The 25,993-nt window shown below is 47.8% G+C and carries 23 protein-coding genes; 8 read left to right on the top strand and 15 right to left on the bottom strand.

Annotation, left to right across the window (positions count from 1 at the left end; genetic code table 11):
- Positions 1-17: 17 nt before the first annotated feature.
- The 6 genes from HB364_RS02540 to HB364_RS02515 all read right to left on the bottom strand — a co-directional run bounded on the left by HB364_RS02540 (position 18) and on the right by HB364_RS02515 (position 6,748).
- Positions 18-755, bottom strand: coding sequence for an MBL fold metallo-hydrolase (locus tag HB364_RS02540; RefSeq protein ID WP_167286326.1), 738 nt, complete (start codon positions 753-755; stop codon positions 18-20).
- 24 nt (positions 756-779) lie between these two features.
- Complete coding sequence (gene rodA, locus HB364_RS02535; RefSeq protein ID WP_167286325.1) at positions 780-2,117, bottom strand: rod shape-determining protein RodA; 1,338 nt, start codon at positions 2,115-2,117, stop codon at positions 780-782.
- A 9-nt stretch (positions 2,118-2,126) separates the two neighbouring features.
- Positions 2,127-4,193 carry a penicillin-binding protein 2 gene (gene mrdA, locus HB364_RS02530; protein WP_167286324.1) on the bottom strand — a complete coding sequence of 689 codons (2,067 nt, stop codon included), beginning with the start codon at positions 4,191-4,193 and terminating at the stop codon, positions 2,127-2,129.
- A gap of 70 nt (positions 4,194-4,263) precedes the next feature.
- Positions 4,264-4,797, bottom strand: a complete 534-nt coding sequence (locus tag HB364_RS02525) for a rod shape-determining protein MreD (RefSeq protein WP_167286323.1) — start codon at positions 4,795-4,797, stop codon at positions 4,264-4,266.
- Complete coding sequence (gene mreC / locus HB364_RS02520; protein WP_167286322.1) at positions 4,790-5,641, bottom strand: rod shape-determining protein MreC; 852 nt, start codon at positions 5,639-5,641, stop codon at positions 4,790-4,792. Before mreC ends, HB364_RS02525 begins: the two co-directional genes overlap by 8 nt.
- An 81-nt stretch (positions 5,642-5,722) precedes the next feature.
- Entirely contained in the window at positions 5,723-6,748 is a 1,026-nt protein-coding gene (locus HB364_RS02515; RefSeq protein WP_119053129.1) for a rod shape-determining protein, read from the bottom strand.
- Positions 6,749-7,198: 450 nt separating this feature from the next.
- Between HB364_RS02515 and HB364_RS02510 the strand changes: the two genes are divergently transcribed.
- From HB364_RS02510 to HB364_RS02500, 3 genes are read left to right on the top strand one after another with little or no spacing between them, the layout of a single operon-like run.
- Positions 7,199-7,750 (top strand): RNA polymerase sigma factor, encoded by a 552-nt coding sequence (locus HB364_RS02510; protein WP_167286321.1) that lies wholly within the window; start codon positions 7,199-7,201, stop codon positions 7,748-7,750.
- A 35-nt stretch (positions 7,751-7,785) separates the two neighbouring features.
- Entirely contained in the window at positions 7,786-8,685 is a 900-nt protein-coding gene (locus HB364_RS02505) for a hypothetical protein (RefSeq protein ID WP_167286320.1), read from the top strand.
- A 9-nt stretch (positions 8,686-8,694) separates the two neighbouring features.
- Entirely contained in the window at positions 8,695-9,126 is a 432-nt protein-coding gene (locus HB364_RS02500; protein ID WP_167286319.1) for a hypothetical protein, read from the top strand.
- Between the two features lie 51 nt (positions 9,127-9,177).
- On the opposite strand, the gene uvrC is transcribed toward HB364_RS02500, so the two are convergent.
- The 5 genes from uvrC to gpmI form a co-directional block, all read right to left on the bottom strand.
- Positions 9,178-11,007 carry an excinuclease ABC subunit UvrC gene (gene uvrC / locus HB364_RS02495; RefSeq protein ID WP_167286318.1) on the bottom strand — a complete coding sequence of 610 codons (1,830 nt, stop codon included), beginning with the start codon at positions 11,005-11,007 and terminating at the stop codon, positions 9,178-9,180.
- Positions 11,008-11,095: 88 nt separating this feature from the next.
- Entirely contained in the window at positions 11,096-11,716 is a 621-nt protein-coding gene (locus tag HB364_RS02490; RefSeq protein ID WP_167286317.1) for a hypothetical protein, read from the bottom strand.
- Positions 11,717-11,792: 76 nt separating this feature from the next.
- Entirely contained in the window at positions 11,793-13,283 is a 1,491-nt protein-coding gene (locus HB364_RS02485) for a hypothetical protein (RefSeq protein ID WP_167286316.1), read from the bottom strand.
- 79 nt (positions 13,284-13,362) lie between these two features.
- A complete protein-coding gene (locus HB364_RS02480; protein ID WP_167286315.1) occupies positions 13,363-13,944 on the bottom strand; it encodes an RNA polymerase sigma factor in 582 nt (193 codons plus the stop codon).
- 421 nt (positions 13,945-14,365) lie between these two features.
- Positions 14,366-15,892 (bottom strand): 2,3-bisphosphoglycerate-independent phosphoglycerate mutase, encoded by a 1,527-nt coding sequence (gpmI, locus tag HB364_RS02475; protein WP_167286314.1) that lies wholly within the window; start codon positions 15,890-15,892, stop codon positions 14,366-14,368.
- Between the two features lie 136 nt (positions 15,893-16,028).
- Between gpmI and HB364_RS02470 the strand changes: the two genes are divergently transcribed.
- The 3 genes from HB364_RS02470 to HB364_RS02460 all read left to right on the top strand — a co-directional run bounded on the left by HB364_RS02470 (position 16,029) and on the right by HB364_RS02460 (position 17,928).
- Positions 16,029-16,424, top strand: a complete 396-nt coding sequence (locus HB364_RS02470) for a DUF4783 domain-containing protein (RefSeq protein ID WP_167286313.1) — start codon at positions 16,029-16,031, stop codon at positions 16,422-16,424.
- A 138-nt stretch (positions 16,425-16,562) separates the two neighbouring features.
- Positions 16,563-17,417 (top strand): carboxylating nicotinate-nucleotide diphosphorylase, encoded by an 855-nt coding sequence (nadC, locus tag HB364_RS02465; protein ID WP_167286312.1) that lies wholly within the window; start codon positions 16,563-16,565, stop codon positions 17,415-17,417.
- 166 nt (positions 17,418-17,583) lie between these two features.
- The gene (locus HB364_RS02460) at positions 17,584-17,928 is read left to right on the top strand and encodes a translation initiation factor (protein ID WP_167286311.1); all 345 of its coding nucleotides are present in this window, start codon (positions 17,584-17,586) and stop codon (positions 17,926-17,928) included.
- 49 nt (positions 17,929-17,977) lie between these two features.
- Here HB364_RS02460 and HB364_RS02455 read toward each other — a convergent pair whose 3' ends face one another.
- Positions 17,978-18,403 carry a (4Fe-4S)-binding protein gene (locus HB364_RS02455; protein WP_167286310.1) on the bottom strand — a complete coding sequence of 142 codons (426 nt, stop codon included), beginning with the start codon at positions 18,401-18,403 and terminating at the stop codon, positions 17,978-17,980.
- A gap of 119 nt (positions 18,404-18,522) precedes the next feature.
- Positions 18,523-19,974: an NADP-dependent isocitrate dehydrogenase gene (locus HB364_RS02450; RefSeq protein WP_167286309.1), complete on the bottom strand. Its 1,452-nt coding sequence runs from the start codon at positions 19,972-19,974 to the stop codon at positions 18,523-18,525.
- A gap of 154 nt (positions 19,975-20,128) precedes the next feature.
- Between HB364_RS02450 and apaG the strand changes: the two genes are divergently transcribed.
- Positions 20,129-20,515 (top strand): Co2+/Mg2+ efflux protein ApaG, encoded by a 387-nt coding sequence (gene apaG / locus HB364_RS02445; protein WP_167286308.1) that lies wholly within the window; start codon positions 20,129-20,131, stop codon positions 20,513-20,515.
- 109 nt (positions 20,516-20,624) lie between these two features.
- Here apaG and HB364_RS02440 read toward each other — a convergent pair whose 3' ends face one another.
- Entirely contained in the window at positions 20,625-22,670 is a 2,046-nt protein-coding gene (locus HB364_RS02440) for an OPT family oligopeptide transporter (RefSeq protein WP_167286307.1), read from the bottom strand.
- Positions 22,671-22,753: 83 nt separating this feature from the next.
- Positions 22,754-24,481: a peptide MFS transporter gene (locus HB364_RS02435; RefSeq protein ID WP_167286306.1), complete on the bottom strand. Its 1,728-nt coding sequence runs from the start codon at positions 24,479-24,481 to the stop codon at positions 22,754-22,756.
- A gap of 225 nt (positions 24,482-24,706) precedes the next feature.
- On the opposite strand from HB364_RS02435, the gene purD reads away from it, so the two are divergent.
- Positions 24,707-25,987, top strand: coding sequence for a phosphoribosylamine--glycine ligase (gene purD, locus HB364_RS02430; RefSeq protein ID WP_167286305.1), 1,281 nt, complete (start codon positions 24,707-24,709; stop codon positions 25,985-25,987).
- Positions 25,988-25,993: the final 6 nt, after the last annotated feature.

The following is a 25,993-nucleotide window of genomic DNA, read 5'->3' as shown; positions in this document are numbered from 1 at the left end:
TGGGGATTATGCGCGGCTTAGAAATTCCAGACTGGATTTTTTACATCATGGTAAAAAAGAAAGGTCCATTTCTCTTCTTCCCCCTGTTTCCACCATTGTTGACGCAATTCCATACACTTTTTGCCATCATAGTCATATTTGGCTACAAAGCGGCTGCGCATTTGCTGTAGCTGAGGCGCATCATCACCCCCAAAAAACACCCTTTCACCGCCATCTACTATCCAGAATACCTGGTGCCAGGGACTGTGTGCGGCTGTTATCTCATATTTAATATACCCGTCAATAACACCATTGCCATCGAGCCAGGTTACCTGCGGAGAAGTGCGCAGCACTTCCAGTTCTTCGGGTATATAAGAAGGAAAGCCTTTTTGAAAAGCAAATTCAAATTCCTTTCGCTGGACGTAATAAGTAGCTTTGGGGAAGCTCAATTGGCCGGAGGAAATATCGGGACTGCTTACACCCCCTGCATGGTCCTTGTGCAGGTGGGTCATTAAGACTTTGGTCACCTCGGCCGGGTTGATGCCATTGTTGATGAGGTTTTCATGAAGCTGTAACCTGCCTGCAGGAGTGGTGAAACCCAGACCTGTATCCAACAGTAATACATCTTCCGGCGTAATGACTACAAAAGGTTGTACCTCTACCAGCAAACTGCCTGTGGGCCTTTGTTGCAGCTCATCTGTGGAGAGATCAAAGGGAACGAACAGCTTTGTTTTGTCGATCGTGAAAGTGCCTTCGCTGAGCGGAATGATTTTCATCCTGCAAATTTGCAGGTAATTTTTTTATCTCAGCACCATTTGCCGGTCGGCATCCAGGCGGATTAATATAAATAACATGGTAGAAAAGGTAAGTAAGGAAGTTCCTCCGTAGCTGATAAATGGCAAAGGAATACCAATTACAGGGGCCAGACCGATGGTCATGCAAACATTGATGGCAATGTGAAAGAAGAATACAGAGGCTACGCCATAGGCATAGCAACGGCTGAATACACTTCGCTGCCGCTCGGCAATGTTCACTATCCGCAACAGGAGGAAGAGGTAGATACCCAGCATGACCGTACAACCCAGGAACCCGAAACCTTCACCTATGGTACAAAATATGAAGTCGGTACCCTGTTCGGGCACAAAATCAAAGCGGGTTTGGGTGCCTTTCAATAAGCCCTTTCCGGAGAAGCCACCACTACCAATGGCAATTTTACTTTGGCGAACATTGTAGTCCGCATCTTTTTTGCTGGTGGCAGCAGGCTCATCTCCTTCCACTGTATTGAGCCTGGCATAGGGATTCTCTTTACCGATGAGTGAGAATATCCGTTCTACCTGGTGCTTTTGCAGCACTTTGGTAAAGAGGAAGGGCACCACAAATACAATGGTGATGATACTTAGCCCCCATATCATGGCTATGGAAAAGAGGAGTCTTCTTCTGCGTTTGATCTGCTTCCTTAACAGGTAGATCATGATGATGCCAATAGCTGAAAGCGCCAGCGCCAATATGATCTTGTCCACCAGCAGGGTGGCTACTACCAGCACGCCAATAGAAAATCCTGCAATGAGGTAGCCGGCGGGAAAACCTTCCCGGAACATAACCAGGAAGAAGGCCAGGAATACCAGGGCCAGCCCGGTTTCTTTTTGTGCGATGGTAATGGCCGCTGGTACCAGTATGATAGCGGAAGCAATGAGGTGGGAACGGGGCGTGGAAAAATCGGTCTCCACCCGGGAGAGGTATTTGGCCAGCGCCAGGTTCACAAACACTTTACACAGCTCTGCCGGTTGCAGGTTGAAACCGCCCAGCCGTATGATGGATTCGGTCCCTTTTACTTCAGTGTGAAAAGGGAATACAAGCAATAACAGGAAGATACCCACTGCATACCAGATGTTGGCGGTGGCTGTGAAGAATTTACTATCGGTAAGCAGGATGAAAAGTCCCAGTGTAAGAGAGCCAATGAAAAAGTAAAACTGCTTGCTATAGTTGGTTTTAAAACCAAGGAAGCTCTGGATCACATTATCTCCTTCATGGTACGTAACGGAGAATATGCTCAGCAGGCCAATGGCCACCAGGGCGAGGTAAAGCCAGATGAGTACCCAGTCAACACCTTTTGATATAGCAGGATTTCTTTGGCTCATACCGGTTTATTAAGCAAGGATATTTTTGGTGAATAATCTCGGATCGGGCAGTACCAGTGCATGCCTGGAAGATTTTCCTTCCTTAGACTTCGGGAAAGGAGGACGGGTACGTTCGTGCAGGAACTTCTTGATCATCGAACTGTCCTTATACCGCTTTAACCAACTGCCTGCCCTTGCAGAGTCTTCTATATACTGCAGGTACGGAATATAGGAAGGCAGGAGGCTGGAGTTGGCGATCCTGTCTACTTCTTTTTTCCTTTCAGCAGAGAGGCTGTCTTTTAGATATCTTTCCAGCATAAGACCTGCAATGGGCGCTGCCCAGGTATTACCATAACCACTGTTTTCCACTACTACGGCCAGTGCTATTTTAGGATCTTCCCGCGGAGCGAAACAAACGAATACAGAGTTATCTTCCAGTTTGATCCGCCTGCCCTGGATGACGCGGTATTTTTCGGCTGTACCTGTCTTCCCGCAAATGGTAATGCCGGGAACCTTTGCCCTGGAGGAAGTGCCTTCAATTACTTCCTGCATACCGCTGTGTACCGCTTCGTAAGCGTCGTCTGGTATCTGGGTCAATACTTCGTGTTTGACCTTGAATTTATTGAGGATGGTATCGGCTGCCGCCTGTCCGTCTATTTCGCTTACAAAATGCGGCGTATAGTAGTACCCTTTATTGGCGATGATGCAGATGGCGTTGGCCAACTGGAGGGGCGTTGCCTGCATCATATCCTGTCCGATACCCAGCGTAAGGTTGGTACAGGAATTCCAGGAGCCGCGGTATTCCCTGTTGTAACGCGTTGTATCGGGGATCAGCCCGATGTATTCACTGGCGAGGTCAACGCCGGTGCGTTGTCCCAATCCAAATGCATTCAGGTAATCCCGCCATTTTTCATATCCTTTTTTTACGCCCCTGTAGGCCGGGTTATCTACCGAATTCCTGTACACCTGTACAAAGTAGGAGTTGCAGGAATTGGCAATTGCCAGGCGCAGGTTGGCGGCATGGCCGGGATTACTGTGTGTACAGGCCGGTTTACCATGTCCGCATCCAAAGTACCTGCCTGTGCAGGGATAACCGTAGGATGGTGTGATCACGCCTTCGTCCAGTGCTATAAGTGCGCCGAGGGGCTTAAAGGTGGAGCCCGGCTCATAATATCCCTGTATGGCCCTGTTGAGCAGGGGACCGCCTACATCGAGGGTAAGCTGGCTATAGTTCTTTTGTTTATTGGGACCGGTGAGGCTGTTGGGGTCATAGTTGGGACCGGAAGCCATGGCGAGGATGCCGCCGGTTTTGGGATCTATCGCTACTACGGCGCCTACTTTGTTATTGATGAGCTGTTCGGCCAGTTGCTGCAGGTCCATGTCAATATAGGTGCGCAGGTTGCGTCCTGCAATAGCGGCGGTATCGAACCGGCCGTTTTCGTAGTTGCCAACGAGGCGGTTCCGGTTGTCTTTGATCATGTATTGCACTCCGCGCTGTCCCATCAATATATGTTCATAATAGGCTTCCAGTCCGCTGCGGCCTACATAATCGCCCATCCTGTAAAAACCGCCTGAGCGTTTGATGATGGGGGAGTCTGCTTCCGTAATGTAACCCAGTATATGCGCTGCTGCGTTGAAGGGATATACCCGCACAGGACGTTCCACGAGGGCAAAGCCGGGAAATTTCCAGATGTTCTCATCCAGCCGGGCATGCAGTTCGGGTGTGAGCAGGTCTTCAAAAATGGAGGGCCGGTAAGGGCCATTTTTAAAACGTGCTTCCAGTATTTTCTTTTTGTATTCGGCAGTATCTATTCCCAGAATTTCACAGAGGGCAAAGGTGTCGGTTTGTTTGGATTCATTGGGTGTTACCACCAGGTCGTACATGATGGTATTATTGAGGATAGCCCTGTTCTTACGGTCGAAGATAATACCGCGGTCGGGATATTTTACTTTGGGGAATACCGCATTGTCCATGGCCAACTGCTGGTATTTGCCGGAGATTACCTGCAGATTTAGTAATTGTACCAATATAATGAGGAATATTCCCAGGAAGATGAGCCGGATAATATTACTGCGGGATTGGTTAAATAGAGCCATAGGACAGCGTACATGAATCTTGTATCAATGTACAAATTAAGTGTGAGTGTAATGATTAATTTTTATTGTTTTAAGCAGTGTTGGTCCTGAATTTTTCTTTACGGTAGAAAAGTAGTTCAGTAATGAGTATTAACAATAAACTGATGCCGGTTGTTGCCAATACTTTTCCCAGGAAGTACCAGAAGGAACCAAACTGCAGCCATTCCAAAAATACGAGGTATGCATTGTGTAACAACGTTAAAATAAGGATGTAAGTGGCATAGGGCGCTAATCCCATACTGGTGATGGAGGGCGATTTATAGTTCTGCTCGGCGCCTTCCTGCGGGATGAGGATGTTTACCAGGAAGGGACGCAGGTAGGCAATCAGTACGCAGGGCGCTGCATGCAAACCGGGCGTGCTGGTGAAGAAGTCGAGGGTCATACCAAAGAGAAACCCTACCAGTGTTAAAGTGCCACGGGAAATGCGGAAAGGCAGCCACAGGATGTACAGGAAGTAGATGTAGGGAACAATGAAACGGTGTAATGGCGGTATCTGGAATAGCACATACACCTGGATGAATATGAATAAAGCGAAACGGATTATATTTTTAACAAGATCACTCATTGGTTTTAATGGCTTCCTCCAGTTTTTTTTGCTCTTCTTTTTGCAGGTTTTCTATCACGTTAACATGCTCTATATTATAAAAGTCGGTAGCGGCTTTTAATTTAAGGGTGTAGAAGTTGCTGGATTTGTCGTCCACTATTTCTGCCACAATGCCTATCAGGATGCCCTGTGGGAACCGGCTGGAATACTGGCTGGTTATGATGGAGTCGCCTTTATTTACGGGCATGCTTTTGGGCAGGTTGATCATGGTGAGGTAAGAGGCATTTTTCCCATCCCACAACACCTGGCCGGTTTCACCGCTTTTCTTGAGTTTGGCGCTCAAACGGCTCTGGCTGTGCAGCAGGCTCATGACTACAGCAAAGTTGCTGCTGGTAAAGATGACAGAGCCGGCAACACCGGAAGGGCTGATAACGCCCATATCTTTTTTTACACCCTGGTTCTCACCCCGGTGAATGGTAAAGTAGTTGTTCTGGAAGTTGACGGAGTTGTTGACCACTTTGGCTGCGCGGAACAGGTATTTCCGGGTTTGCCCCAGCGTGTCGCGGAAAAGGGAATCACTGACTACCTGTTTGGTGGTATCGGGTGTTTCGAAGTTCTGGAGCAACTGGTTGCGTAACTGCTCATTTTCCTTTACGAGTGCTTCGTTGGTCTTTTTGAGCTTGAAGTAGTATTCTACGTTGTTATATTTTTCATTGACACGGCCTGTTACCTCACTGGCTACGCCCATGAAAGCAGCTTCGTGGAAACGGTTGTAGTGAAACAGGATATATAATGCCACCATCTGCATCACCATGAAGAACAGGAAGTTAAAGTACCTTCTGATGAAGAGAAATATATTACGCACCTACTGTAAAGTTTTATAATTCGGTATTCTAAATTCAAAAAGCGTACCTGTGGGGAAGCACGATGCTGATTTTAGAATTTTTTATCGCATTACGAAGGGATAATGTTCATAATTCTTTAATGCCAGTCCGGTACCCCGTACAACACTCTTCAGCGGATCATCGGCCACATGCACCGGCAGTTTGATCTTTTGGCTAAGCCTTTTATCCAGTCCGCGCAGTAAGGCGCCACCACCGGTAAGGTATAAGCCACGGCGGTAGATATCGGCTGCCAGCTCGGGCGGCGTCATTTCAAGCGCTTTCAGGATGGCTTCTTCTATTTTAAAGATGCTTTTGTCCAGTGCTTCGGCGATTTCCTGGTAGCTTACCATGATCTGCTTGGGAATACCGGTTACCAGGTCACGGCCGTTAACAGGGATATCATCGGGTGGGTTGTCCAGGTCTTTCATGGCAGCGCCGATGTTGATCTTGATCTGCTCGGCAGTGCGCTCACCGATGAGCAGGCTATGGTAACGGCGCAGGGCTTCCATGATGTCGGCGGTGAATTCGTCACCGGCAATCCGGATACTCTGATCACAAACGATACCTGCCAGGGCTATTACGGTAATACCGGTAGTACCACCACCGATATCAATGATCATGTTACCAACGGGCTCTTCCACGTCAATACCTATACCCAGTGCCGCTGCCATCGGCTCGTGTAAGAGGTATACTTCTTTGGCGCCTGCCTGTTCCGCACTGTCACGTACAGCACGTTTTTCCACTTCCGTAATGCTGGAAGGGATGCAGATCATCATACGCCAACTGGGGGGGAATAAAGGTTTTTTGGGATAGATCATTTTGATCATTTCCCGTATCATTAGTTCTGCGGCATTGAAGTCGGCAATTACACCATCTTTCAGGGGACGAACGGTGCGGATGCTTTCATGGGTCTTCTCGTGCATCATTAATGCACGCTTTCCTACGGCCAGTACGGTTTTGGGGTTATTTCGATCCAGGGCAACGATGCTCGGTTCATTCACTACTACTTCGTCGTTATGGATAATGAGGGTATTGGCTGTACCCAGGTCTATGGCGATCTCCTGGGTAAAAAAGTTGAATAAGCCCATTTTAAAAGGTCAGATTTTTGGATATGAATATAATGCCTGCAAAATTGATGCAAATAATCCGAATTAACAAAGTGTAATCCCGCTGGAGGCGCGACCGGAACAGTATTTTTTCAACAAGTGTGAATTCTGTTTAGGGTACCTCACCCACTATGTTGGCAGAGATTGTGCATTTGACAATTGCGGTTGCCTGCTGTTGCACTAACGTGTGATATCACTGTTAATTGTTTTACAATGTTTATTTCGATAGATTTTTGTAGAGGCAATGAGGCAAAAAGGCATTAGCATTGAGGCAACAAGGCAGTGAGGGCTTCCCAATTTCTCGTTGCCTTGTTGCCTCAGTGCCTTTATGTCTTGTAAATACTTTCTTAAAGTACCTGCACGTTTTAAACCAAATGGGTTAATTTTATTCGAATTCATGCTATTTACCTAACCACCTATAAATGCTAACCTATGGCGGTTACCACCCAAGACAGTGAGTTGTTGGTGCAGTTCCGTAATCCTGCTACCAAAGAAAGTGCGTATACGTCCATTATCCGGAAATACCAGGAGAAGTTATACTGGCATGTTCGCCGGATGGTGATAGAACATGAAGATGCCAATGACGTATTGCAGAATGTGTTTATCCGCGTGTGGAATGCCCTGGAGAATTTCAGGGAGGACTCACAGCTTTATACCTGGCTTTACCGCATTGCCACGAATGAGTGCCTTACTTTCCTGGAGCAGCAGAAGAAACGCAGTGCTGTGCCCCTGGGAGATGTGGAGAGCGGGCTGGAAAACAAGATTAAGGCCGATAAGCATTTTGATGCTTCCAAGCTGGAATGGAAACTCCAGTTGGCTATTCAGCAACTACCTGAAAAACAGCGAATTGTATTTGGTTTGAGATATTATGATGAAATGCCCTATGAGGAGATGGCCAAAGTGCTGGAAACCTCGGAAGGAGCCCTGAAAGCCTCTTACCACCATGCTGTAAAAAAAATTGAGGATTATATACTAAATCATTAAACTTCCATTAACAATAACGGTCTCATATATTGCTCATGGATCACAGTGTCAACATATTAAACGAATTACAAGCTATCAGCCCGGAAGTGGCCCGGATCAACCGGCAGCTTCCTTACCAGGTTCCGGCCGGTTATTTTGACGGTCTGGCCGCCCGGGTAATGGAAAGGATCAGGGCTGAAGAAGCGGCATTACCACCTGTATTACAGGGGGTAACGACTAATCCGTTTACTGTTCCGGCGGGGTATTTTGATAACCTGGCCGATAGTATCCTGCAACGTGTAAAGGCTTCGGGCGATACGCTTACCCCACAGGAAGAGTTAGCTGCTCTTTCGCCCCTGCTAAGCAAGCTGGATAAAAAGCTTCCTTTTGAGGCTCCTGCTGGTTATTTCAGCGATCTTACAGAGAATGTGGTGTCGGGCGCTAAAGCCATTGATTTTGTCAATGAAGAGCTGGAAAACCTTCCGGCTGTATTGGCAGGGCTTAACGATAAACAGGTGTATGAAGTGCCTGCCGGTTATTTTGAACAATTGCCCGGCCAGGTATTGACGCAGGTGAAGCAAGCAGCAACGCCAGCCAGGGTCGTATCACTTTCTGTCGGTCGCAAGGTAATGCGCTATGCCGTAGCAGCAGTGATAGCCGGCGTAATGGCCATGACTGCCTGGTGGTTTACCGGTAGGCCTGGTACAGATCCGGTGACGCCTGTTGCCAGCACTGAGAAGTTACCTGTAAAAGAGTTGAATAGTATCCCGGAAGCAGAGCTGGAAAGCTACCTGGACAACCAGTCGGTAGCGTTGCCCGCAGAATTGCTGGCTGCCAACAGCCAACCCGAGATAGAGGCCGATGATATGCAGGACCTGTTGCAGAATGTATCGGATGCGGAAATTCAAAAATACCTTGAACAAAATATGCTCACCAGGCATGTTGCCACTAACTAATTTCTGATCATGAAAAAGTTACTTTTAATAATCACCCTTTTCCTGACCGTAGGGACTGCTGTAATAGCCCAGGAAGGCGACGACGACGACAAGAAGAATAATGGCGGTAAGATAGAGGCGCTCAAGATCGGCTACCTTACCCAAAAGCTGAACCTGTCTGCGGAAGAAGCGCAGAAGTTCTGGCCTATTTATAATAAGTATGCGGCTGAGATCCGTAAGGTACGGGGAGATGCCAGGCTGAATAAGGAGAAAGAAATTGATACGGAGGAGAAGTTACTCAGTATCCGTAAAAAGTATAATGGTGAATTTACGAAAGCGCTTTCGGCCGAAAAGGTGAACTCCTTTTTTAAGGCAGAGAAAGATTTCGGTGGTGTGCTTCAAAGGGAATTGATGGAACGCCGCCAGCAACGGCTGGATAACCGGAAGCGTCTTAATAATTGATCAAAGATCTCACTTAGGTGTTTTTTCATAGGTTAGCATGGCCTGCTCTTTTCAGAGCAGGCTTTTTTCGGCCCCTCCGGCTTGTGTAAAGTGATCACGGATAAGCTTTGCTTTGGAGGCGCCTACTGATTTTATCAACTCTTCTTCCGGCAGTTCCTTAATACGTTTTACCGATTTAAATTCTTTGAGCAGCTGGTCGGCTGTGTTTTTGCCGATGCCTTTTATTTGTTCCAGTTCATTTTTAAAGGTGCCTTTACTGCGTTTCTGGCGGTGGAAGGTGATGCCAAAGCGGTGTACTTCATCGCGGATACGGCGGATGAGCTTAAGACTTTCGCTGTTATAGGGAAGTTTTACTGATTCCTGATCGCCGGCAAAGAAGATCTCTTCCTCATTTTTGGCCAGGCCCACCAGGGTCATGGTGCCTTGCAGTCCCAACTCTTCAATGCTTTCCAGGGCAGCCCCTAACTGCCCTTTACCGCCATCAATGATGACCAGTTGCGGGAAGGATTGCTTTTCGTCCTGCAGCCTTTTATAACGGCGGTATACCACCTCTTTCATGGTGGCAAAGTCGTTGATGCCCTGTACTGTTTTTACATTGTAATGCCGGTAGTCTTTTTTGCTGGGCACTCCATCTTTAAAGCATACCATGGCCGAAACCGGGTAGCTGCCCTGGAAGTTGGAGTTATCAAAGCATTCAATGTGCACAGGCGCTTCGGGCAACTGCAGGTCTTCCTGTAACTGGTATAATACTTCTTTTCTTTCCCAATCGTCCTTTCCTTCCAGCCGGAGGATTTTTTTCCTTTTCAGTTCTTCCCGGAAGTAGTTAACGTTCTTTTCTGAGAGTTCGAGCAGTTTCTTTTTATCCCCTCCTTTCGGAATGGTGAGGATGACATTGGGCTCGGCATATTCCAGTTCAAAGGGCACAATGAGCTCTGAAGAAAGGCTGTTAAAGGTGGTACGTATCTGCCCGATAGCAAAGGATAGTACTTCCTCATCCGGCTCATCGAGATGGGTTTCCAACAGGGAAGTATGCGTTTGCACAATGGTGCCGTTCTGTACCATGAGGTAGTTCACATAGGCCTGATCGCCATCCCGTAGCAGGGAGAATACATCCACATTGGTAAGGCGGTTGGTGGTGATGATGGATTTGGCCTGGTATTGCTCCAGGTGGTCAATTTTTTTGCGGATGATCTCTGCCTTTTCAAAGGCCAGTTGTGCTGCCGCTGCTTTCATTTCCTCTTTGAAATGCTGTATAACCGGGCTGAGATTGCCTTTCAGGATGTTCCGTATCTGTTGCAGCCCTTCCCGGTAATCGGCTTCGGTTTGCAGCCCTTCACAAGGGCCTTTACAGTTGCCGAGGTGGTATTCGAGGCATACTTTGAATTTCTTTTTCTGGATGTTGTTGGCCGTAAGGTTGAGCTTACAGGTGCGCAGGGGGATGTTGTTACGGATGAAACTGATGAGCTCCCGTACCCGGCCTACCGAGGTAAAAGGCCCCAGGTACTCCGAGCCGTCGGCAATGACGGTACGGGTAAGGAAGATACGGGGGAAGGGCTCTTTTTTGATAACGATGTATGGATAGGTCTTATCGTCTTTGAGGTTGATGTTAAAACGTGGCTGGAACTGCTTGATGAGCGAGTTTTCCAGTAAAAAGGCGTCCTGCTCTGAATCTACAATGGTAAATTCAATGTGGTGGATACGCTGTACCAGCTCATGCGTTTTGTAGGAGGTAAAGGTTTTAACGAAGTAGGAACTAACCCTTTTGCGCAGGCTTTTGGCCTTGCCTACATAAAGGAGGGTATTCTGTGCATCGTAATATTTATAGATACCCGGATTGACCGGTATGGTATGTGCAATATTTTGGAACTCCTGTGCCGTCATATCTTATCTGCCACGCGGTAGGGCAGGGTGCAAATTAGTGAATCCGGGGTGAAACACGAATTGGCGCCAATTACACGAACCGAAACGATTAATCCCCAAAATGTTCCGGGTCCCAGATCAGCTTTTCTATGCTGGTGGAAGGGGCGCCTTGTTTGGGCTGGCGCATGGTGATGATGTAAAAGTATTGATTGGTCTTCCAGGTGAGTTTTTGCTGTATGAGGGTATCACCTGCTGTCCATTCCCTTTCGAGGTAGATACGGCTTACTTTATCGCCGGATCCCGAAGGCGTTATGTAGGCCACTACATTCCGCACGGAAACAGCGGGATCTTTGGGCGTATAGATGAATTGTATCTGTTCTGTAGACTGGTCCATGAAGGAGTTTTCTGTAAATGAACGGCGGAAGGAGGTGGTTTCCAGTTCGGGCAGCAGGAAGGCGCGGGCAGCCTCGTGAAGTGCCGGGGGGCGGATGAACACCGAGTCCTTTTTCCCATTGATGGTGGACTTTTTCAATATGCCGCCTGCAAAGGAGTCCACGTGCTGGAGGTCCTGGCGGATCAGGTCTGCTATGGGCAGGTAGGAGATGGCGGAATCGCTGACCCTGGCAGAGTCCTGCAGGGTGGTGGTGGTCTTACCGGGCTCGCCGGCTTTGTTTTTACAGGAAGACGTTATTATGAGCAGGATTACCAGGAATGCCAGAGGAAACTTCATATTGGAATGATAGATGAAAAATAAAAGCTGCTGTTGTGTTATAACGGCAGCTTTTGTTGATAATTGTGTATATGCCTTAGCGGATAGTTTTGGTTACAGCTATTTTAATACCATATTCCATCAGGTATTCGCGGATGGGATATTCACTGACATAGCTGGAGAATAGCTGGTAGCGGAATTGGGGGCCCACCTGCCATTTAAGATCGCCTGATTTGTAGGCGAGGAATATTTCTGCACCGGTATTAACATTCCATCTTTTTACGAGGGAAGGTTCTTTGGTATAGTTCTTATAGTCGGTAGTGATCAGGTAGGTTTGCCTGTTGATGAGGTAGGTAGGCTGCACGGTGCCGGCGGCGCCTATCTGGATCTTACCACTGCCCAGCAGGCGCAGCTCCAGGCCTACCGGTATGGATAGCTGGAAGTACTGGTTCTGGAGGTTTTCTGATACATCGCCTCCGAAGTTGCGGATGCGGGTATAGTTGGTAATGGAATCTGTGTTGTTGGCGCTGTTAAGGGCGATGGTAGCCCGGTCTGATGAATAGGACCCATAGGCCTGGATAGCATAACGGGAATAGTTGAACTGGGCGCCTGCCCTGATCTGCAGGCTCTTGTTGACTGCATACAGGAAGTGAGAGCCTAATTCAAAGCCCAGGGCTGGTTTATGATTGACCAGTTGATTGGGATCGCTGGCTACATTGCCAGCCATGGGAACGTTCTTGATATCAGAAGGGGCGGAGCCATTGGTGCCGCTCAACTTCCGGTAGTTCATAGTGGGTGCAAATGCCAACTGCCAGCTCAGGCGTTTGAGTTTAGGCACGGCAAGGTTGTATACGGCATATTGCTGCAACCAATCGATCCTTTCTTCATCTTCTGTTGCCGCTGCATCAGGAGGAGCTGTTTGTCCGGGATGTGCAGGTTTTTGTTCTGCATCCGGGGGCGCTACCGCCGACAAATCGTTGAAAACGATCAGCAGGTTGTTTTCAACAGACGGCTGCCCGTTTTTATTGTTGGCGGGAATAGCTGTGAGCTTATCGGCCAGTAATGTTTTGGGGGATGTGGCTTTGCCTGTATGGTCGGCTATTGCTGTTTCTTCAGCGGTTGTATTTTTACCTGCTTCCGTCAGCGGATCAATGCCTTCAATGGTTACGATGGTGGGCGCTATGCTGCCTGTTGTTTCGCTGGCGCTGAAGTTATCCGGATTGATAACGAATGAACGCGGGGTACTTGCCTGGCTGCTGCGCGCATCTCTCTGGTTCGTGTGGGCAGAGAATGGAATAACTACAGCCGGTTTGCCGGTATTATTATTGGCTGCCGTTGTATGCGAAGCCGGGTTATTGATGTTGGTAGCCGGTTTCCGGTTGCCTTCGGTGGGTGCTATTAACTGGAGGATGGCATAGTAGCTGATACCGGAGAGAAAAAGCAGGAAACTGAGCCAGTACCATTTGCGGCGGGTATGTAATGCACGGTGTACTCCTTTCCATACCTGATCGGAGGGATATATTTTGTATTGATCAGCTTTTTGCTTTATCAGCTCTTCAAACTCGTCATTGTAAAAACCGCGCTCCATAATCGTTGGTGTTTGTACGGGTAAGTGTTTTGCAAAGGATTGGTTTCATAGCAACAATCAGGTGTTCTCTTATCACTTATCACTGTCCCGCGGTCATTCCAAACCAGCTGATCTTTTCTTTTGGCTTTTGAATGATTCTCTTTTTAACCAGTATGTCTTCCAGCATCTGCCTTGCCCTTGTATATTGGGAGCGGCTGGTACTTTCTTCTATATCCAACATATCAGCGATCTCTTTGTGTGAATATCCCTCTACAGCATAGAGATTCAATACTGTCCGGTATCCTATCGGCAACAGGCGGATACATTCAACTACCTGTTTGGCCTGCACAATGGACGGGACTGATTCTTCCCGTACCTGCATCGTATTGGCGTGTATGATATCCACGCTTTCATTAAACTTCTTATTTTTCTTCAGGTGGTTGATGCAGGTATGAACAATGATACGGCGAATCCAACCTTCAAAAGCGCCTTTATTCTGGAAGGTATGTATCTGTGAGAATACCTTGATAAAACCTTCCTGCAACATATCCTCTGCATCTTCCCGGTTGTGGGCAAACCGGTAACAAACTGACAACATCTTTGGGCTATACCGTTGGTATAATTCCCGCTGGGCAGTCGTATTGTTTTGTAAACAGCCTTGTAAAATGGCTTCTTCGGTCATATAAACCGTTTGGTTGCCCTGTAATTTAGACAATTTCCAGCAGTAAAAGCTGCGTCCCGGGGAAAAATAATGCTGGCCTGATAAGGATTTGCAGTGGCACAAGTACCCATCCGCACGGGCACTAGCGGCATACTTGCGCCAGCAGCTAACTAAGAAGAAGGGGTAAAAATGACTAAGGGTTGGACTAAGGGTTTGGATACGGTAACCGGCGGAAGAAGTGGTTGAATTGGACAGATGGTGTATTGATAATCAAATAGAAACGGGATGGCGGATATTTCTGTCCGGCATCCCGTTTTTTAGTAAAATGCGCCTTTAATATAGGTATGGTATAGGGTTGGTATAGCGTATCTATAGAGTATGTATAGAGTATCTATAGCCTATCCACGGTTGATCCCGGGAGCACCTGGTTACTGCCTTCAGCTTATCCGATCAGCACCTCCCCGGTCATTTCGGCCGGGATGGGCAGGCCCATTTTGGTGAGGATGGTAGGGGCTAAATCGCCCAGTTTGCCGGCCTTTACGGTACCCTTCCAGTCTTTGTCAATGACGAATAAAGGCACCAGGTTGAGCGTATGGGCCGTATTAGGGGTGCCATCCTCATTGATCATGTAATCGGCATTGCCATGGTCGGCGGTGAGGAAAACGGTATAGCCATGCGCCAGGGCGGCAGTAACGACCCGCTCCACGCATTTATCTACTGTTTCCGCTGCTTTTATAGCCGCTTCCCAAATACCTGTATGGCCCACCATGTCGGCATTGGCATAATTGAGGCAAATGAAGTCGGCACTTTCTTTTTCTATTTCCGGAACAATGGCGTCTGTTAATTCAAAGGCGCTCATTTCCGGTTGCAGGTCGTAGGTGGCTACTTTGGGCGAAGGGACCATGATCCGGCGCTCGCCATCGAAAGGTACTTCCCGGCCACCACTGAAGAAGAAGGAAACGTGCGGGTATTTTTCTGTTTCGGCAATGCGGATCTGTGTCTTGCCATTTTTAGCCAGTATTTCCCCCAGGGTATTGTTCAGGTTATCATTTTCAAAAACAACCTGTACGTTTTTGAAGGTTTTGTCGTACTCCGTCATGGTAGTATAATGCAGGGACAGTTTCTTCATACCATGGTCGGGCATATCGGTTTGGGTGAGCACCTGTGTTATTTCCCGGCAACGGTCGGTGCGGAAGTTGAAGCAAATAGCTACATCGCCATCTTTGATGGTGATGAGGGGCTGCTGATTATCGCCTGTAATAACAGTAGGCTTTATGAACTCATCAGTAATGTTGTGCGCGTAAGATTGTTCAATGGCGGCGATGCCGTCGGTTGCTTTTTCGCCGGCGCCATTTACCAGCGCATCATACGCCAGCTTTACCCGCTCCCAGCGTTTGTCGCGGTCCATGGCATAATAGCGGCCACTTACGGTAGCGATCTTGCCGGTGGTTTTGTTGAGGTGTTCCTGCAGGTCTTTCAGGTAACCAAGGCCGCTTTTGGGGTCTGTATCGCGGCCATCAGTGAAGGCATGGATATAAACTTCTTTTAATCCTTTTTTGGCGCAAAGGGAAACGATGGCCTTCAGATGCAGTGTATGGGAGTGAACGCCGCCATCACTGACCAGTCCCAGCAAGTGCAGGGGTTTCTTATTATCCAGGGCATATTGTATGGAATTTAACAGTACCGGATTCTTATCAAAAGAACCGTCCCGTACGGCTACATTGATGCGCTGTAATTCCTGGTATACGATGCGTCCGGCGCCCAGGTTGAGGTGACCTACTTCACTGTTACCCATTTGTCCGTCGGGCAATCCTACTGCTTCGCCGCAGGTAACGAGTGTGGTGTTTGGGTATTTGGCATAAAGGGAGCTTACAAAGGGAACGTTGGCGTTTTGGATGGCGTCTGAAGTCTTTACTTTACCCAGGCCCCAACCATCCATGATGATTAAAATTGCTTTGGCGGATGACATATAACGATATGATTATGTTAGCTTTGTTGAAATAACCGGGGGCAAAGGTAAGTAATACACAGGGATTAGTATTTTTTCAACGGGTTCTTACTTTGGCATGTTTTTAGCCATTTCTAATGCGTAAATCGTTGCACTTATGATAAAACATCTGAGGCTGGCGACAATGGCCTTTTCGCTATTCCTGGTCTCATTCACTTCGTACTACTATTCAATCGATGATGTAGTAACTGCTATGCGCAGCGGCAATGCCAACCAATTGTCCAGGTATTTTGACAGCCGTGTGGACATTTCCCTGCCCGGAAAGAGTGATAATTACAGTAAAAGTCAGGCTGAAATGATCCTGAAAGACTTCTTTTCCACCAATAAGGTGAAGAATTTTCAGATTAAGCACCGGGGGGAGAATAAAGATGGATCCTTGTTTTGTGTAGGGACCTTACAAACAAGCAATGGCAATTACCGTACGAAATTCTTTATGAAGCAGAAGGGAGAGCAGCAGGTGGTACAGGAAATGGGCTTCGAACTGGTTGAATAAAGTCATTTATCCCTGAAAACACGTAAAGACCTATAGCAGGAATGTTATGGGTCTTTTCTTTTGCCTGGACCACGATACCGGCTGCGGGACTGCAAGTCCCGCAGAGCAGTTTAGTGGTCTGCTGCTTATCTTTGCGGCATGCTAACTTTTGATGAGCAATTAGATGTATTGATCAGGTCTGCGTTGGCGGAAGATATTGGTGATGGGGACCATTCTACTTTAAGCTGTATCCCTGCCGATGCCAGGGGGAAAGCCGTATTAAAGATCAAGCAGGATGGCATACTGGCCGGGATGGAGGTGGCCCAGGCCATTTTCCGGTATAAAGAACCCGCTGCTGTTTTCACTCCCTTTAAGAAAGATGGCGATGCCATGCAGTATGGTGAAACTGCCTTTGAGGTAACCGCTTCTATCCATACTATTTTGCAATGTGAGCGCCTGGTGCTGAATTGTATGCAACGTATGAGCGGCATTGCCACACTCACCCATCAATACAGTGACCGGATAAAAGGATACCGGACAAAGGTGCTGGATACCCGCAAAACCACTCCCAATTTCCGCCTGCTGGAAAAAGAAGCTGTCCGTATCGGCGGCGGACACAATCACCGCATGGGACTGTATGATATGATCATGCTGAAAGATAATCATATTGATTACTGTGGCGGCCTGGAGAAAGCGATCGAACTTTCCCGGCAATATGTAGAACAGGTAAACCCTGCCCTGAAGATTGAAGTGGAAACACGCAGCCTGGACGAGGTAAAAAGAGTAGTGGCATTTGGCAAGGTAGACCGTATTATGCTGGATAATTTTACACCGGAAGGATTGAAGGGCGCCTTACAGGTGATTAATGGGAAGATAGAAACAGAGGCAAGCGGCGGCATTAACCTTGACAATATTGAAGCGTATGCCAAAACAGGTGTAGACTATGTAAGTGTGGGGGCGCTGATACACCAGGCGAAGAGCCTGGACCTGAGTTTGAAGGCGGTGGTGTTGTGAGTGGTGAGTTGTGAATGGTGAGTGGCGTTTGCTTCGCAAGCAGATTTCACCCGCTTAGCCTGCTGATGAGGCAGGGGCATATGGCGGGTTCGAAATGACAAAATAAGGTAACATTACATGCTTGCAGAACATTGAAAAAGAGTAACGCGAATTAAAATAATGGACGATGAGTAAAAAGAATAAGCCCGACAGTAAAGGGTTTGTATATAGTACGGACCCCAATTTCCGGTTTGAAGAAGAGCCGCAGGAACAACATGCTACGTTGCCTCCTGCGCAGCAGTTACTGAAGGTGCGCCTGGACACCAAAAACCGTGGCGGTAAAGCAGTGACACTGGTACAGGGGTTTGTAGGTACAGATGAAGACCTGGAAGAGCTGGGCAAGAAGCTGAAGAATTTCTGCGGTACGGGTGGCGCCGTTAAAGACGGGGAGGTGATCATCCAGGGAGATCAGCGGGACAAGGTAATGCAGTGGCTGCAGAAGAATGGGTATACGAAAGCGAAAAAGTTATAAATGGTTCGTGTCCTCACGAACCATGGCGATAAATAATCACTATCAAAATCTATCCTTCAAAGTTGATCTCTTTGTGGCGGCCATCGCAGAAGGGCTTGTTGTTGGAGGAGCCACAGCGGCATAAGGCTATTTTGCCATTTTTTATTTCCTCGCGTCCATCGGGATATTTGATGATGCATTGTGTATTGATGAGGTAAGGACCTTTTGGACTCACTTCCACTTTTATGATGCTGCCCGCTTCTGCTACCGGGTCCTGGGCTGCTCCTGTTTCATTGAGGTAATAGCTCAATGCACCGCTGGGGCAATGTCGTACCTGTTGAATGATCTTCTCTGTGGCGGCGCCCTGTATGTTGACCCAGGGTCGTTTGGTGGGATCAAATACTTCCTTCAGCCCCTTCCAGCAAACTTTTGAATGGATGCATAGTTCAGGCTTCCAGACTACTGTTACTTCGTTGTTGGTGTATTCTTTTTGCATAACGTTTCCCCTATCTGAAAGTTACGACAATCCTTAAGAGTTACCGATAGTTATTCAGATAAAAAGAGTCCGCAACAGTATTCTTGTTGCGGACTCTCCTATTAGTTTGATTTACTGAATTATTGTCCCTGTGCGAGGCTGTATGCTTTCTTTTCGCCCCACATGTTCAGCAGTTCTGAAGAACAGATCTTGAAGTTGCCGCTGAGGCTTACGTATAAACCAAGGATGTCCTGCTGGCTGAGTGGCTCTCCATCGAGGGATTCAAACCGCACATTGTATACGTTTACCAGGTTGGTATATACGGAGCCTGTAGGCCATACCTGTGTTCCCCTGTTGCTGATGTTAACGAGCTTGAATTTAACACCTGCGTGGCGCTGGCATTTGGTGGCAATGGACTGAGGCTGCAGGTTGCTTTCAATGAACATGTCAACACCCACGATGTTTTCATTGCCGATCTCTTTAGACTCCATCATGGCATTCTCCTGCAGTTTGAACGGAGTAGGTGTGCCCGGCTGATTGGGGAATACCGCTTTGGGGTTGTGCGCCGGCTGTTTGCCGAAGTTGCTGATGATGGCATCTGCAAACTGGGTGGTATTGACAGATGCTTTTGACTTATCGCCAAAATCGCCGGTATGTACGCCGCTTTCTAGGGTATAGAGTAAGGCATTTTCGATGATACCAGCATTCTCTGTTAACCCCAGGTGCTGCAACATGGAGATGCCGCTTAGTAATAAGGCGGTAGGATTGGCTATGTTCTTTCCGGCAATATCGGGTGCAGTACCGTGTACAGCTTCAAAGATGGAGATGTGATCACCTACGTTGGCCGAAGGCGCAAATCCGAGACCTCCTACCAAACCGGCGCAGAGATCGGATACAATATCGCCCTGGAGGTTGGTGAGCACTACCACATCGAAGGTATCCGGACGGGTAACGAGTTTCATACAGAGGTCGTCTACAATGATGTCATCTGCCTTCAGTTCCGGATATTCTTTGGCTACTTCATAGAAGCATTCAAGGAAGAGGCCATCGGTGAGCTTCATGATGTTGGCTTTATGGCCGCAGGTGATACGTTTTGCTTTTTTCTGTTTGGCCATTTCAAAAGCGTAGCGGATAACCTGCAGGCTACCAGGCCTGGTGATGAAACGGCGGCTGAGGGCAACGTCGTGGGTGAGCATGTGCTCAATGCCGCCATAGGTATCTTCAATGTTTTCGCGAACAACTGTTATATCAATAGGAATGCCTGCTTTGGAGAAAACGGTATCCACACCGTGGAGGGTTTGAAATACCCTTTTGTTGGCAAAGGTGTTCCAGGTTTTACGGGCCGTAACGTTTACACTTTTTACCCCTTTGCCTTTGGGCGTTTCCATCGGTCCTTTGAAGAGCATGCCCAGGCTTTCAATGGTTTGCTGTGCTTCGGGGGTCATACCATTGGAAAAACCTTTATCAAATACCCATTTACCCATTTCAACGACTTCATACTCCAGGGGGACTTTATTGGCTTCGAATATCTTCAATACAGCTTCCATGATTTCCGGTCCGATACCGTCGCCTTTCGCAACTGCTATTTTCATAAGTGAATTATTTAATGTAAGTGGGTAAAATTGAAGAAAATGCTTAAAAGCGGGGCAAAATTAGCATCTACCCGCAATAAAAGCCATTAAATCTTGCCAATTACTACACCCAGCCTTTATTTTTGTTTACCTTTAAACGGGCAAACAGCTAGTAATGGTATCTAAAATCTCCGAAGGCATTGAGATCAGCGTAGAGACTTTCTACCAGCCGGATTATTCCAACCCGGTGTCGGGGGAGTATATGTTTGCCTATCGTATTACCATTGAGAATCATAATAATTTCCCCGTTAAGTTACACCGCCGCCACTGGTATATTGTAGACAGCAATGGCAGCAACCGCGAGGTGGAAGGGGAAGGTGTGGTAGGTGTTCAGCCCTCCCTGCAACCGGGCGAACGGTACCAGTATGTTAGTGGCTGCAACCTCCGCAGCGAGATGGGTAAGATGTACGGCACTTACCTGATGGAAAACCTGCACAGCAAGTCTACTTTCGATGTGAATATCCCCGTGTTTGAGATGATTGTTCCCTTCAAGATGAATTAGGAAAAGCTGCGAGCTTTGAGCTACGAGCTTCGAGCCGTTTGCTTCGATCATAAAAAAAGCCACGAACCTGGTAAGGCTCATGGCTTGAAGCTTATGATCAGTGGCTTTGTTACTCCAGTTTATTTTTTTGCAGGCCTGTCCTATAGAGGATGAATGCCATGATGGCAAAGAATAATACACCGAGGAGGAAGTATCCATTCCGGCCAAGGCTTTCTGTCAATCCATGTTCCATATTGATCTTTTGCAGTCCTGCATTGATGCTGTCACTGGCTGACAGGAAGGCAACAATTACACCGGCCAGCGCACCGCCTGCTACCAGGCCGGTGGCAAAGAGGTTGCCTTTGCGCAGGTCTTCCTCTTCTGCTACTACGGAATCTCCGCGTTTCTTATGTTTCCAGTCTACAATACCCCGGATGGCGCCACCAATAAAGATAGGCAGGGTAGTAGCCAGTGGCAGGTAGATACCAATGGCAAATGATAATGCTTTAATGCCGCACAGCTCCATCATCACAGCAATGGCAACACCTACTAACACAAACTGCCAGTCGAGATTGAAAGACAAAATGCCTTTGATGAGGGTTGCCATTAATGTTCCCTGTGGAGCAGGGTACTTGTCGGTACCAATGGCATGCGTGATACCTTGGTTAACCATTTCTTGTGTTGGTGAATCAAGCACTTTTATTGTTAAACCTATGGCTATGGAGGAAACGATAGCGCCTATGAATAAAGCTATCTGCTGTTTTTTGGGAGTGGCACCTACGAGGTAACCTGTTTTCAGGTCTTGTGAAGTGGCACCTGCATTGGCGGCAGCAATACAGATAAGGCCTCCTACTACCAGCGCCATAGGTTCATACACTTTACCTGTCCAGCCAACAGCAATGAACACGAGGCAGGTGCCCATGAGGGTAGCAATGGTCATACCGCTGATCGGGTTATTGGAAGAACCGATCAAGCCCACAATGCGGGAAGAAACGGTAACGAAGAATGCGCCGAATATAACCACGAGGATACCGATGAGTAATTTACTGCCGATGCCAGTGCCGGGCAGTTGAGGTAAAACAGAAATGAGGAGTACCATGGCCAAACTACCGAGGCCTACAACTTTCATGGAAAGGTCGCGGTCTGTACGTTGCACGCCTGCTGTAGAAGCGCCATTTTTCAATGAGCCAAGGCTTCCTTTGAAAGAAGAGATGATGGTAGGGATGGTTTTAATAAGCGTGATAAATCCGCCTGCTGCCACAGCGCCCGCACCTACCTGGCGTACATAGGCCCGGTATAAAGCGGTAGGCAGGTCGGTAAAGGTATGGGTGGCAGGGTCCCAGCCGCCGGGCCCGCCGGCCTGTGTGACGGAGCTGAGGTAACCTAATTTAACCAACTGGGTGGCCACTACATCCCCGGGTACCAGTGTGGCCAGGAATGGAATGAAAACATACCAGCACAACACACTACCTGCTACCAGTACACCACCAATTTTGGGACCTACAATATAACCTACCCCTAAATATTCCGGCGTGATCTCGGCAGCGGTACGGGCAGAAGGGAAATATTTGTTGGTTTGCTTACTGATGTAAACAGGTGCTTCTGCTACGAAGTGCAGGATCTTTTGCAGGAATGCATAGGCAAAGGCAACGCCCAAACCATAGAAGGCTGTTTTTGCAAAGTCACCGCCCTTCTCCCCTGCTTTGAGCACAGAGGCGCAGGCTGTGCCTTCGGGGTAAGGCAATGTATCATGCTCTTTTACGATCAATGGTTTCCGCAAAGGGATCATCATTAATGTGCCGAGGATACCACCAAAGATGGCCAGGATGAGGATGGTGAAGTAGTTGAAATAATCAGCACTGCTTTTTTCGCTGAGGAAGAGGAATCCGGGTAAAGTAAACACCACACCGGCTGCAATGCTTTCACCGGCGCTACCGGTGGTTTGGATGATGTTGTTCTCAAGAATGGTGGTGCGCAGGAACAACCGGCTGAGGGTGATGGCTATTACCGCAATGGGTATGGAGGCCGAAACAGTGAGGCCTGCTTTTAATGCCAGGTAAACCGTGGATGCGCCAAAAATAATTCCGAAGGCTGAGCCTACGAGGACCGACTTTAAGGTAAACTCGGCCATGTTGGTTTCGGGTGAAACAAACGGCTGAAATTTCTTTTCCGCCATAGAGCAATCAGTTTAAATTAATCGTGTAGTTTTTGTATAGAGAAAGAGCCCACACATGCTAATGTGTGGGCTCTTTAAGTCACTTATTTTACAGTTCCCATGCGCTTTTCCATCCAGTAGGATAGCAGGAACAGCAACAACGCTGCTACACTGCTCATCACTACAAACAGCATGAAGAAGTCGTACAGGTTGTTGATGGTATAACCTGCAAAGTTGGTGGGTCCTTTACTGGGTAATAAAGCGCCCAGTTTGCCGCCAAATTTATTGGCCACGGCATTGGATAAGAACCATACTCCCATCAGCACGGAGGTAAAACGGGCCGGCGCCAGTTTATTCACCAGGGATAATCCAATAGGCGATAAACACAGTTCACCTACTGTATGCAGAAAGTATAAGCCCAGCAGCCAAAGCATGCTTACCGAGCTGGTAACATCTTTTACCCCATAAGCTATGAGTAAATAACCTGCGGCAAGGCTCAATAAACCCAGGGCCTGCTTTTTGGGTGAGGAGGGCTCTATGTTCTTTTTGCCCATCCATTGCCATAGCTGAGACAGGAACGGGGCTGTTAGAATGAGCCACATGGAATTCACGCTGTTGAACCAACTGGCAGGAATTTCTTTCAGGTTGTAAGGTGTTCCCTGAATGTAGTAATAGATGGCCAGCAAGATCGCAGCAATCGCTAAGCCGCCAAACACTCTTTTCAGTTCTACCGGTATGAGCATGATCCGTTGCAGGAAGTAGTATAGTACAGCCGCCAATGCCACTAAGAACAGGATGACTGTTCCAAGCTGCGTGTTTACCGCATAGGAACGGTCCACATTCCGTTCGGCAAATAAGGTTAAGGAAGACCCTGCCTGTTCAAAGGCGGCCCAGAAGAAGATCACAAAGAAAGCAGAGATAAAGATAACCAGTATCCTCCCCCTTTCAGCAGGCGTTAAGGATCGGTCAAAGATGATGAGGCCGGATACGGCTGTAGCCACACTGAAGATAAAAGCGCTGATCCAGTCCTGGCCGGCTATAAACATAAATGCCAGGAACAAAACCACTGCTATGAGCGCCCATAAGCCTACCTGTACCAGGGATGATTGTGTGCTTTCGGGTTTGCGGGCATCTTCATCTGGTTTGACCATTAGTTTATTAGGTAGAATGCCCAGCCCTTTTCCTTCGGGATCAACAATGTATTTGTTTTTTAACCAGATAAAGGTGAGTGTTCCGGCAAACATGGCGAAACCTGCCGACAGGAATCCCCATTTAAAAACGTCCAGGATAGCTTTGCCACTTTCGTCGTACTGGTTGCCCAGGCCACCACATATCAGCGGACCAATAAAAGCGCCCAGGTTAATGCCCATGTAAAAAATGGTATACGCCGAATCCAGCCGCCGGTCGCCCTGGGGATATAACTGGCCTACCAGTGTTGAGATATTCGGCTTGAAAAAACCCATCCCGATGATCAATATAGCAAGACCTACCCACATGATAGCATGCGCCAGGTTGGGATTGGTGTAGTAAGATGCGCTTATAAACATGAGGACCTGGCCTGCCGCCATGAGGAAACCGCCTATGATGATAGACCGCCGGTTGCCCCACAAACGGTCTGCAAAGTAACCACCCAGTATAGGAGTGAGCCATATAAGGCCTGTATAGCTGCCATATACGCCATCCTGGGCATATTTATCATCCATTAGCAAGGCGTTGGTTACATATAAAACCAGTAACGCCCGCATACCATAGTAACTGAAACGTTCCCACATTTCGGTGAAGAACAATACGAAGAGTCCTTTAGGATGTTTGCCGCTGACAGGCTGCGCCATATATGTTGGGGGTTGATTTAGCAATGCTTTGTAAGGATAAGGATTGTGGGGGCATGGACATCCTGTACTATCAAAACGGCAGACCTGACAAAAAAAGGGGTGACCATGCCCTTAGCGGCGTAAAATAGTGATAAATTCCATACCGGAACCCTAAACATCAATTAAAATTCGCCATCCCGGCTGAATCCCCGAAATTCGCAACGTTTAAAATGTACCATGAACACTATGAATATTTTACTCCTGGGCTCCGGAGGCCGTGAACACGCACTGGCCTGGAAACTCTCACAAAGCGCGAAGTGTCAACAGTTATACATTGCTCCGGGCAATGCGGGCACTGCTTTGTGTGGTACCAATATTAACATGTCTGTTACCGATTTTGATGCCATTAAACAGTTTGTGCTGGATAAACAGATCGGTATGGTATTGGTCGGTCCTGAGGAGCCGTTAGTAAAGGGTATTGTAGATATGTTCAGGAAAGATGCTGCCCTGCAGCAGGTGGCTATTATAGGTCCCTCGCAATATGGGGCCCAACTGGAAGGCAGCAAGGCTTTTGCCAAGAAGTTTATGATGCGCCATCATATACCTACGGCTAAGTACCGGGAGTTTGACACTACCAATTACGAGGAAGGCATTCCTTACCTGCAGCAACATTCGTTACCCATTGTATTGAAAGCCGATGGCCTGGCAGCCGGTAAGGGCGTATTGATCTGTCATTCACATGTAGAAGCCATGGCAGAGTTTGAGCTGATGCTGCAGCAAAGCAAGTTTGGCGATGCCGGCAAGAAGGTAGTGGTGGAAGAGTTCCTGGACGGTATCGAATTGAGTGTGTTTGTAGTGACGGATGGCAAACATTATGTACTGCTACCCGAGGCGAAAGATTATAAACGCATTGGTGAAGGCGATACCGGCCTGAATACCGGTGGCATGGGTGCGGTGAGCCCGGTGCCTTTTGCCGATGATGCTTTTATGAAGAAGGTGATTGATAAGGTGGTGGAGCCTACTATTAAAGGAATAGCCCAGGAAAAGATAGATTATAAAGGTTTTGTTTTTGTAGGTCTTATTAAGGTGGGTGATGAGCCGCTGGTGATTGAATACAATTGCCGCATGGGCGATCCGGAAACAGAGGTGGTGATGCCCCGCCTGAAAACAGACCTGGTGGACCTGTTACAGGCTACCGCACAAGGAACTTTGGATACTATTAAGGTGGAGAAAGATCATCGTGCCGCCTGTACCGTTATGGCTGTGAGCGGCGGCTATCCCGGCTCTTATGAAAAAGGTTTCCCCATTGAAGGACTGGATAAACCGCTTCCTGCCGATAGTATTGTTTTTCATGCCGGCACTACCCCGAAAGAGGATGAAGTAGTAACAAGTGGCGGCCGGGTATTGTGCGTTACCTCTTATGATGATACGATCGGCGGAGCTGTGCGTAAATCGAGAAAGGTGTTGCAACAGATCAAGTTTGAGGATATGTATTACAGGAAGGATATAGGGTATGAGTTTGCCTAAAAAAAA

The sequence above is a fragment of the Paraflavitalea devenefica genome (genome assembly GCF_011759375.1).
Classification (GTDB): domain Bacteria; phylum Bacteroidota; class Bacteroidia; order Chitinophagales; family Chitinophagaceae; genus Paraflavitalea; species Paraflavitalea devenefica.
The sequence above is the reverse complement of the archived record's forward strand: the minus strand, read 5'-3'. Positions and strand labels throughout refer to the sequence as shown.

Excerpts from the sequence above, each read along its gene's own strand:
- apaG (WP_167286308.1), top strand. The coding sequence starts at position 20,129 with ATGGTATCTAAAATCTCCGAAGGCATTGAGATCAGCGTAGAGACTTTC.
- HB364_RS02480 (WP_167286315.1), bottom strand. The coding sequence starts at position 13,944 with ATGACCGAAGAAGCCATTTTACAAGGCTGTTTACAAAACAATACGACT.
- HB364_RS02500 (WP_167286319.1), top strand. The coding sequence starts at position 8,695 with ATGAAAAAGTTACTTTTAATAATCACCCTTTTCCTGACCGTAGGGACT.
- HB364_RS02435 (WP_167286306.1), bottom strand. The coding sequence starts at position 24,481 with ATGGCGCAGCCTGTCAGCGGCAAACATCCTAAAGGACTCTTCGTATTG.
- purD (WP_167286305.1), top strand. The coding sequence starts at position 24,707 with ATGAATATTTTACTCCTGGGCTCCGGAGGCCGTGAACACGCACTGGCC.
- HB364_RS02515 (WP_119053129.1), bottom strand. The coding sequence starts at position 6,748 with ATGGGCTTATTCAACTTTTTTACCCAGGAGATCGCCATAGACCTGGGT.
- nadC (WP_167286312.1), top strand. The coding sequence starts at position 16,563 with ATGCTAACTTTTGATGAGCAATTAGATGTATTGATCAGGTCTGCGTTG.
- rodA (WP_167286325.1), bottom strand. The coding sequence starts at position 2,117 with ATGAGCCAAAGAAATCCTGCTATATCAAAAGGTGTTGACTGGGTACTC.
- HB364_RS02540 (WP_167286326.1), bottom strand. The coding sequence starts at position 755 with ATGAAAATCATTCCGCTCAGCGAAGGCACTTTCACGATCGACAAAACA.
- uvrC (WP_167286318.1), bottom strand. The coding sequence starts at position 11,007 with ATGACGGCACAGGAGTTCCAAAATATTGCACATACCATACCGGTCAAT.
- HB364_RS02485 (WP_167286316.1), bottom strand. The coding sequence starts at position 13,283 with ATGGAGCGCGGTTTTTACAATGACGAGTTTGAAGAGCTGATAAAGCAA.
- HB364_RS02440 (WP_167286307.1), bottom strand. The coding sequence starts at position 22,670 with ATGGCGGAAAAGAAATTTCAGCCGTTTGTTTCACCCGAAACCAACATG.
- mrdA (WP_167286324.1), bottom strand. The coding sequence starts at position 4,193 with ATGGCTCTATTTAACCAATCCCGCAGTAATATTATCCGGCTCATCTTC.
- HB364_RS02455 (WP_167286310.1), bottom strand. The coding sequence starts at position 18,403 with ATGCAAAAAGAATACACCAACAACGAAGTAACAGTAGTCTGGAAGCCT.
- HB364_RS02450 (WP_167286309.1), bottom strand. The coding sequence starts at position 19,974 with ATGAAAATAGCAGTTGCGAAAGGCGACGGTATCGGACCGGAAATCATG.
- HB364_RS02505 (WP_167286320.1), top strand. The coding sequence starts at position 7,786 with ATGGATCACAGTGTCAACATATTAAACGAATTACAAGCTATCAGCCCG.
- HB364_RS02525 (WP_167286323.1), bottom strand. The coding sequence starts at position 4,797 with ATGAGTGATCTTGTTAAAAATATAATCCGTTTCGCTTTATTCATATTC.
- gpmI (WP_167286314.1), bottom strand. The coding sequence starts at position 15,892 with ATGTCATCCGCCAAAGCAATTTTAATCATCATGGATGGTTGGGGCCTG.
- HB364_RS02490 (WP_167286317.1), bottom strand. The coding sequence starts at position 11,716 with ATGAAGTTTCCTCTGGCATTCCTGGTAATCCTGCTCATAATAACGTCT.
- HB364_RS02510 (WP_167286321.1), top strand. The coding sequence starts at position 7,199 with ATGGCGGTTACCACCCAAGACAGTGAGTTGTTGGTGCAGTTCCGTAAT.
- HB364_RS02460 (WP_167286311.1), top strand. The coding sequence starts at position 17,584 with ATGAGTAAAAAGAATAAGCCCGACAGTAAAGGGTTTGTATATAGTACG.
- HB364_RS02470 (WP_167286313.1), top strand. The coding sequence starts at position 16,029 with ATGATAAAACATCTGAGGCTGGCGACAATGGCCTTTTCGCTATTCCTG.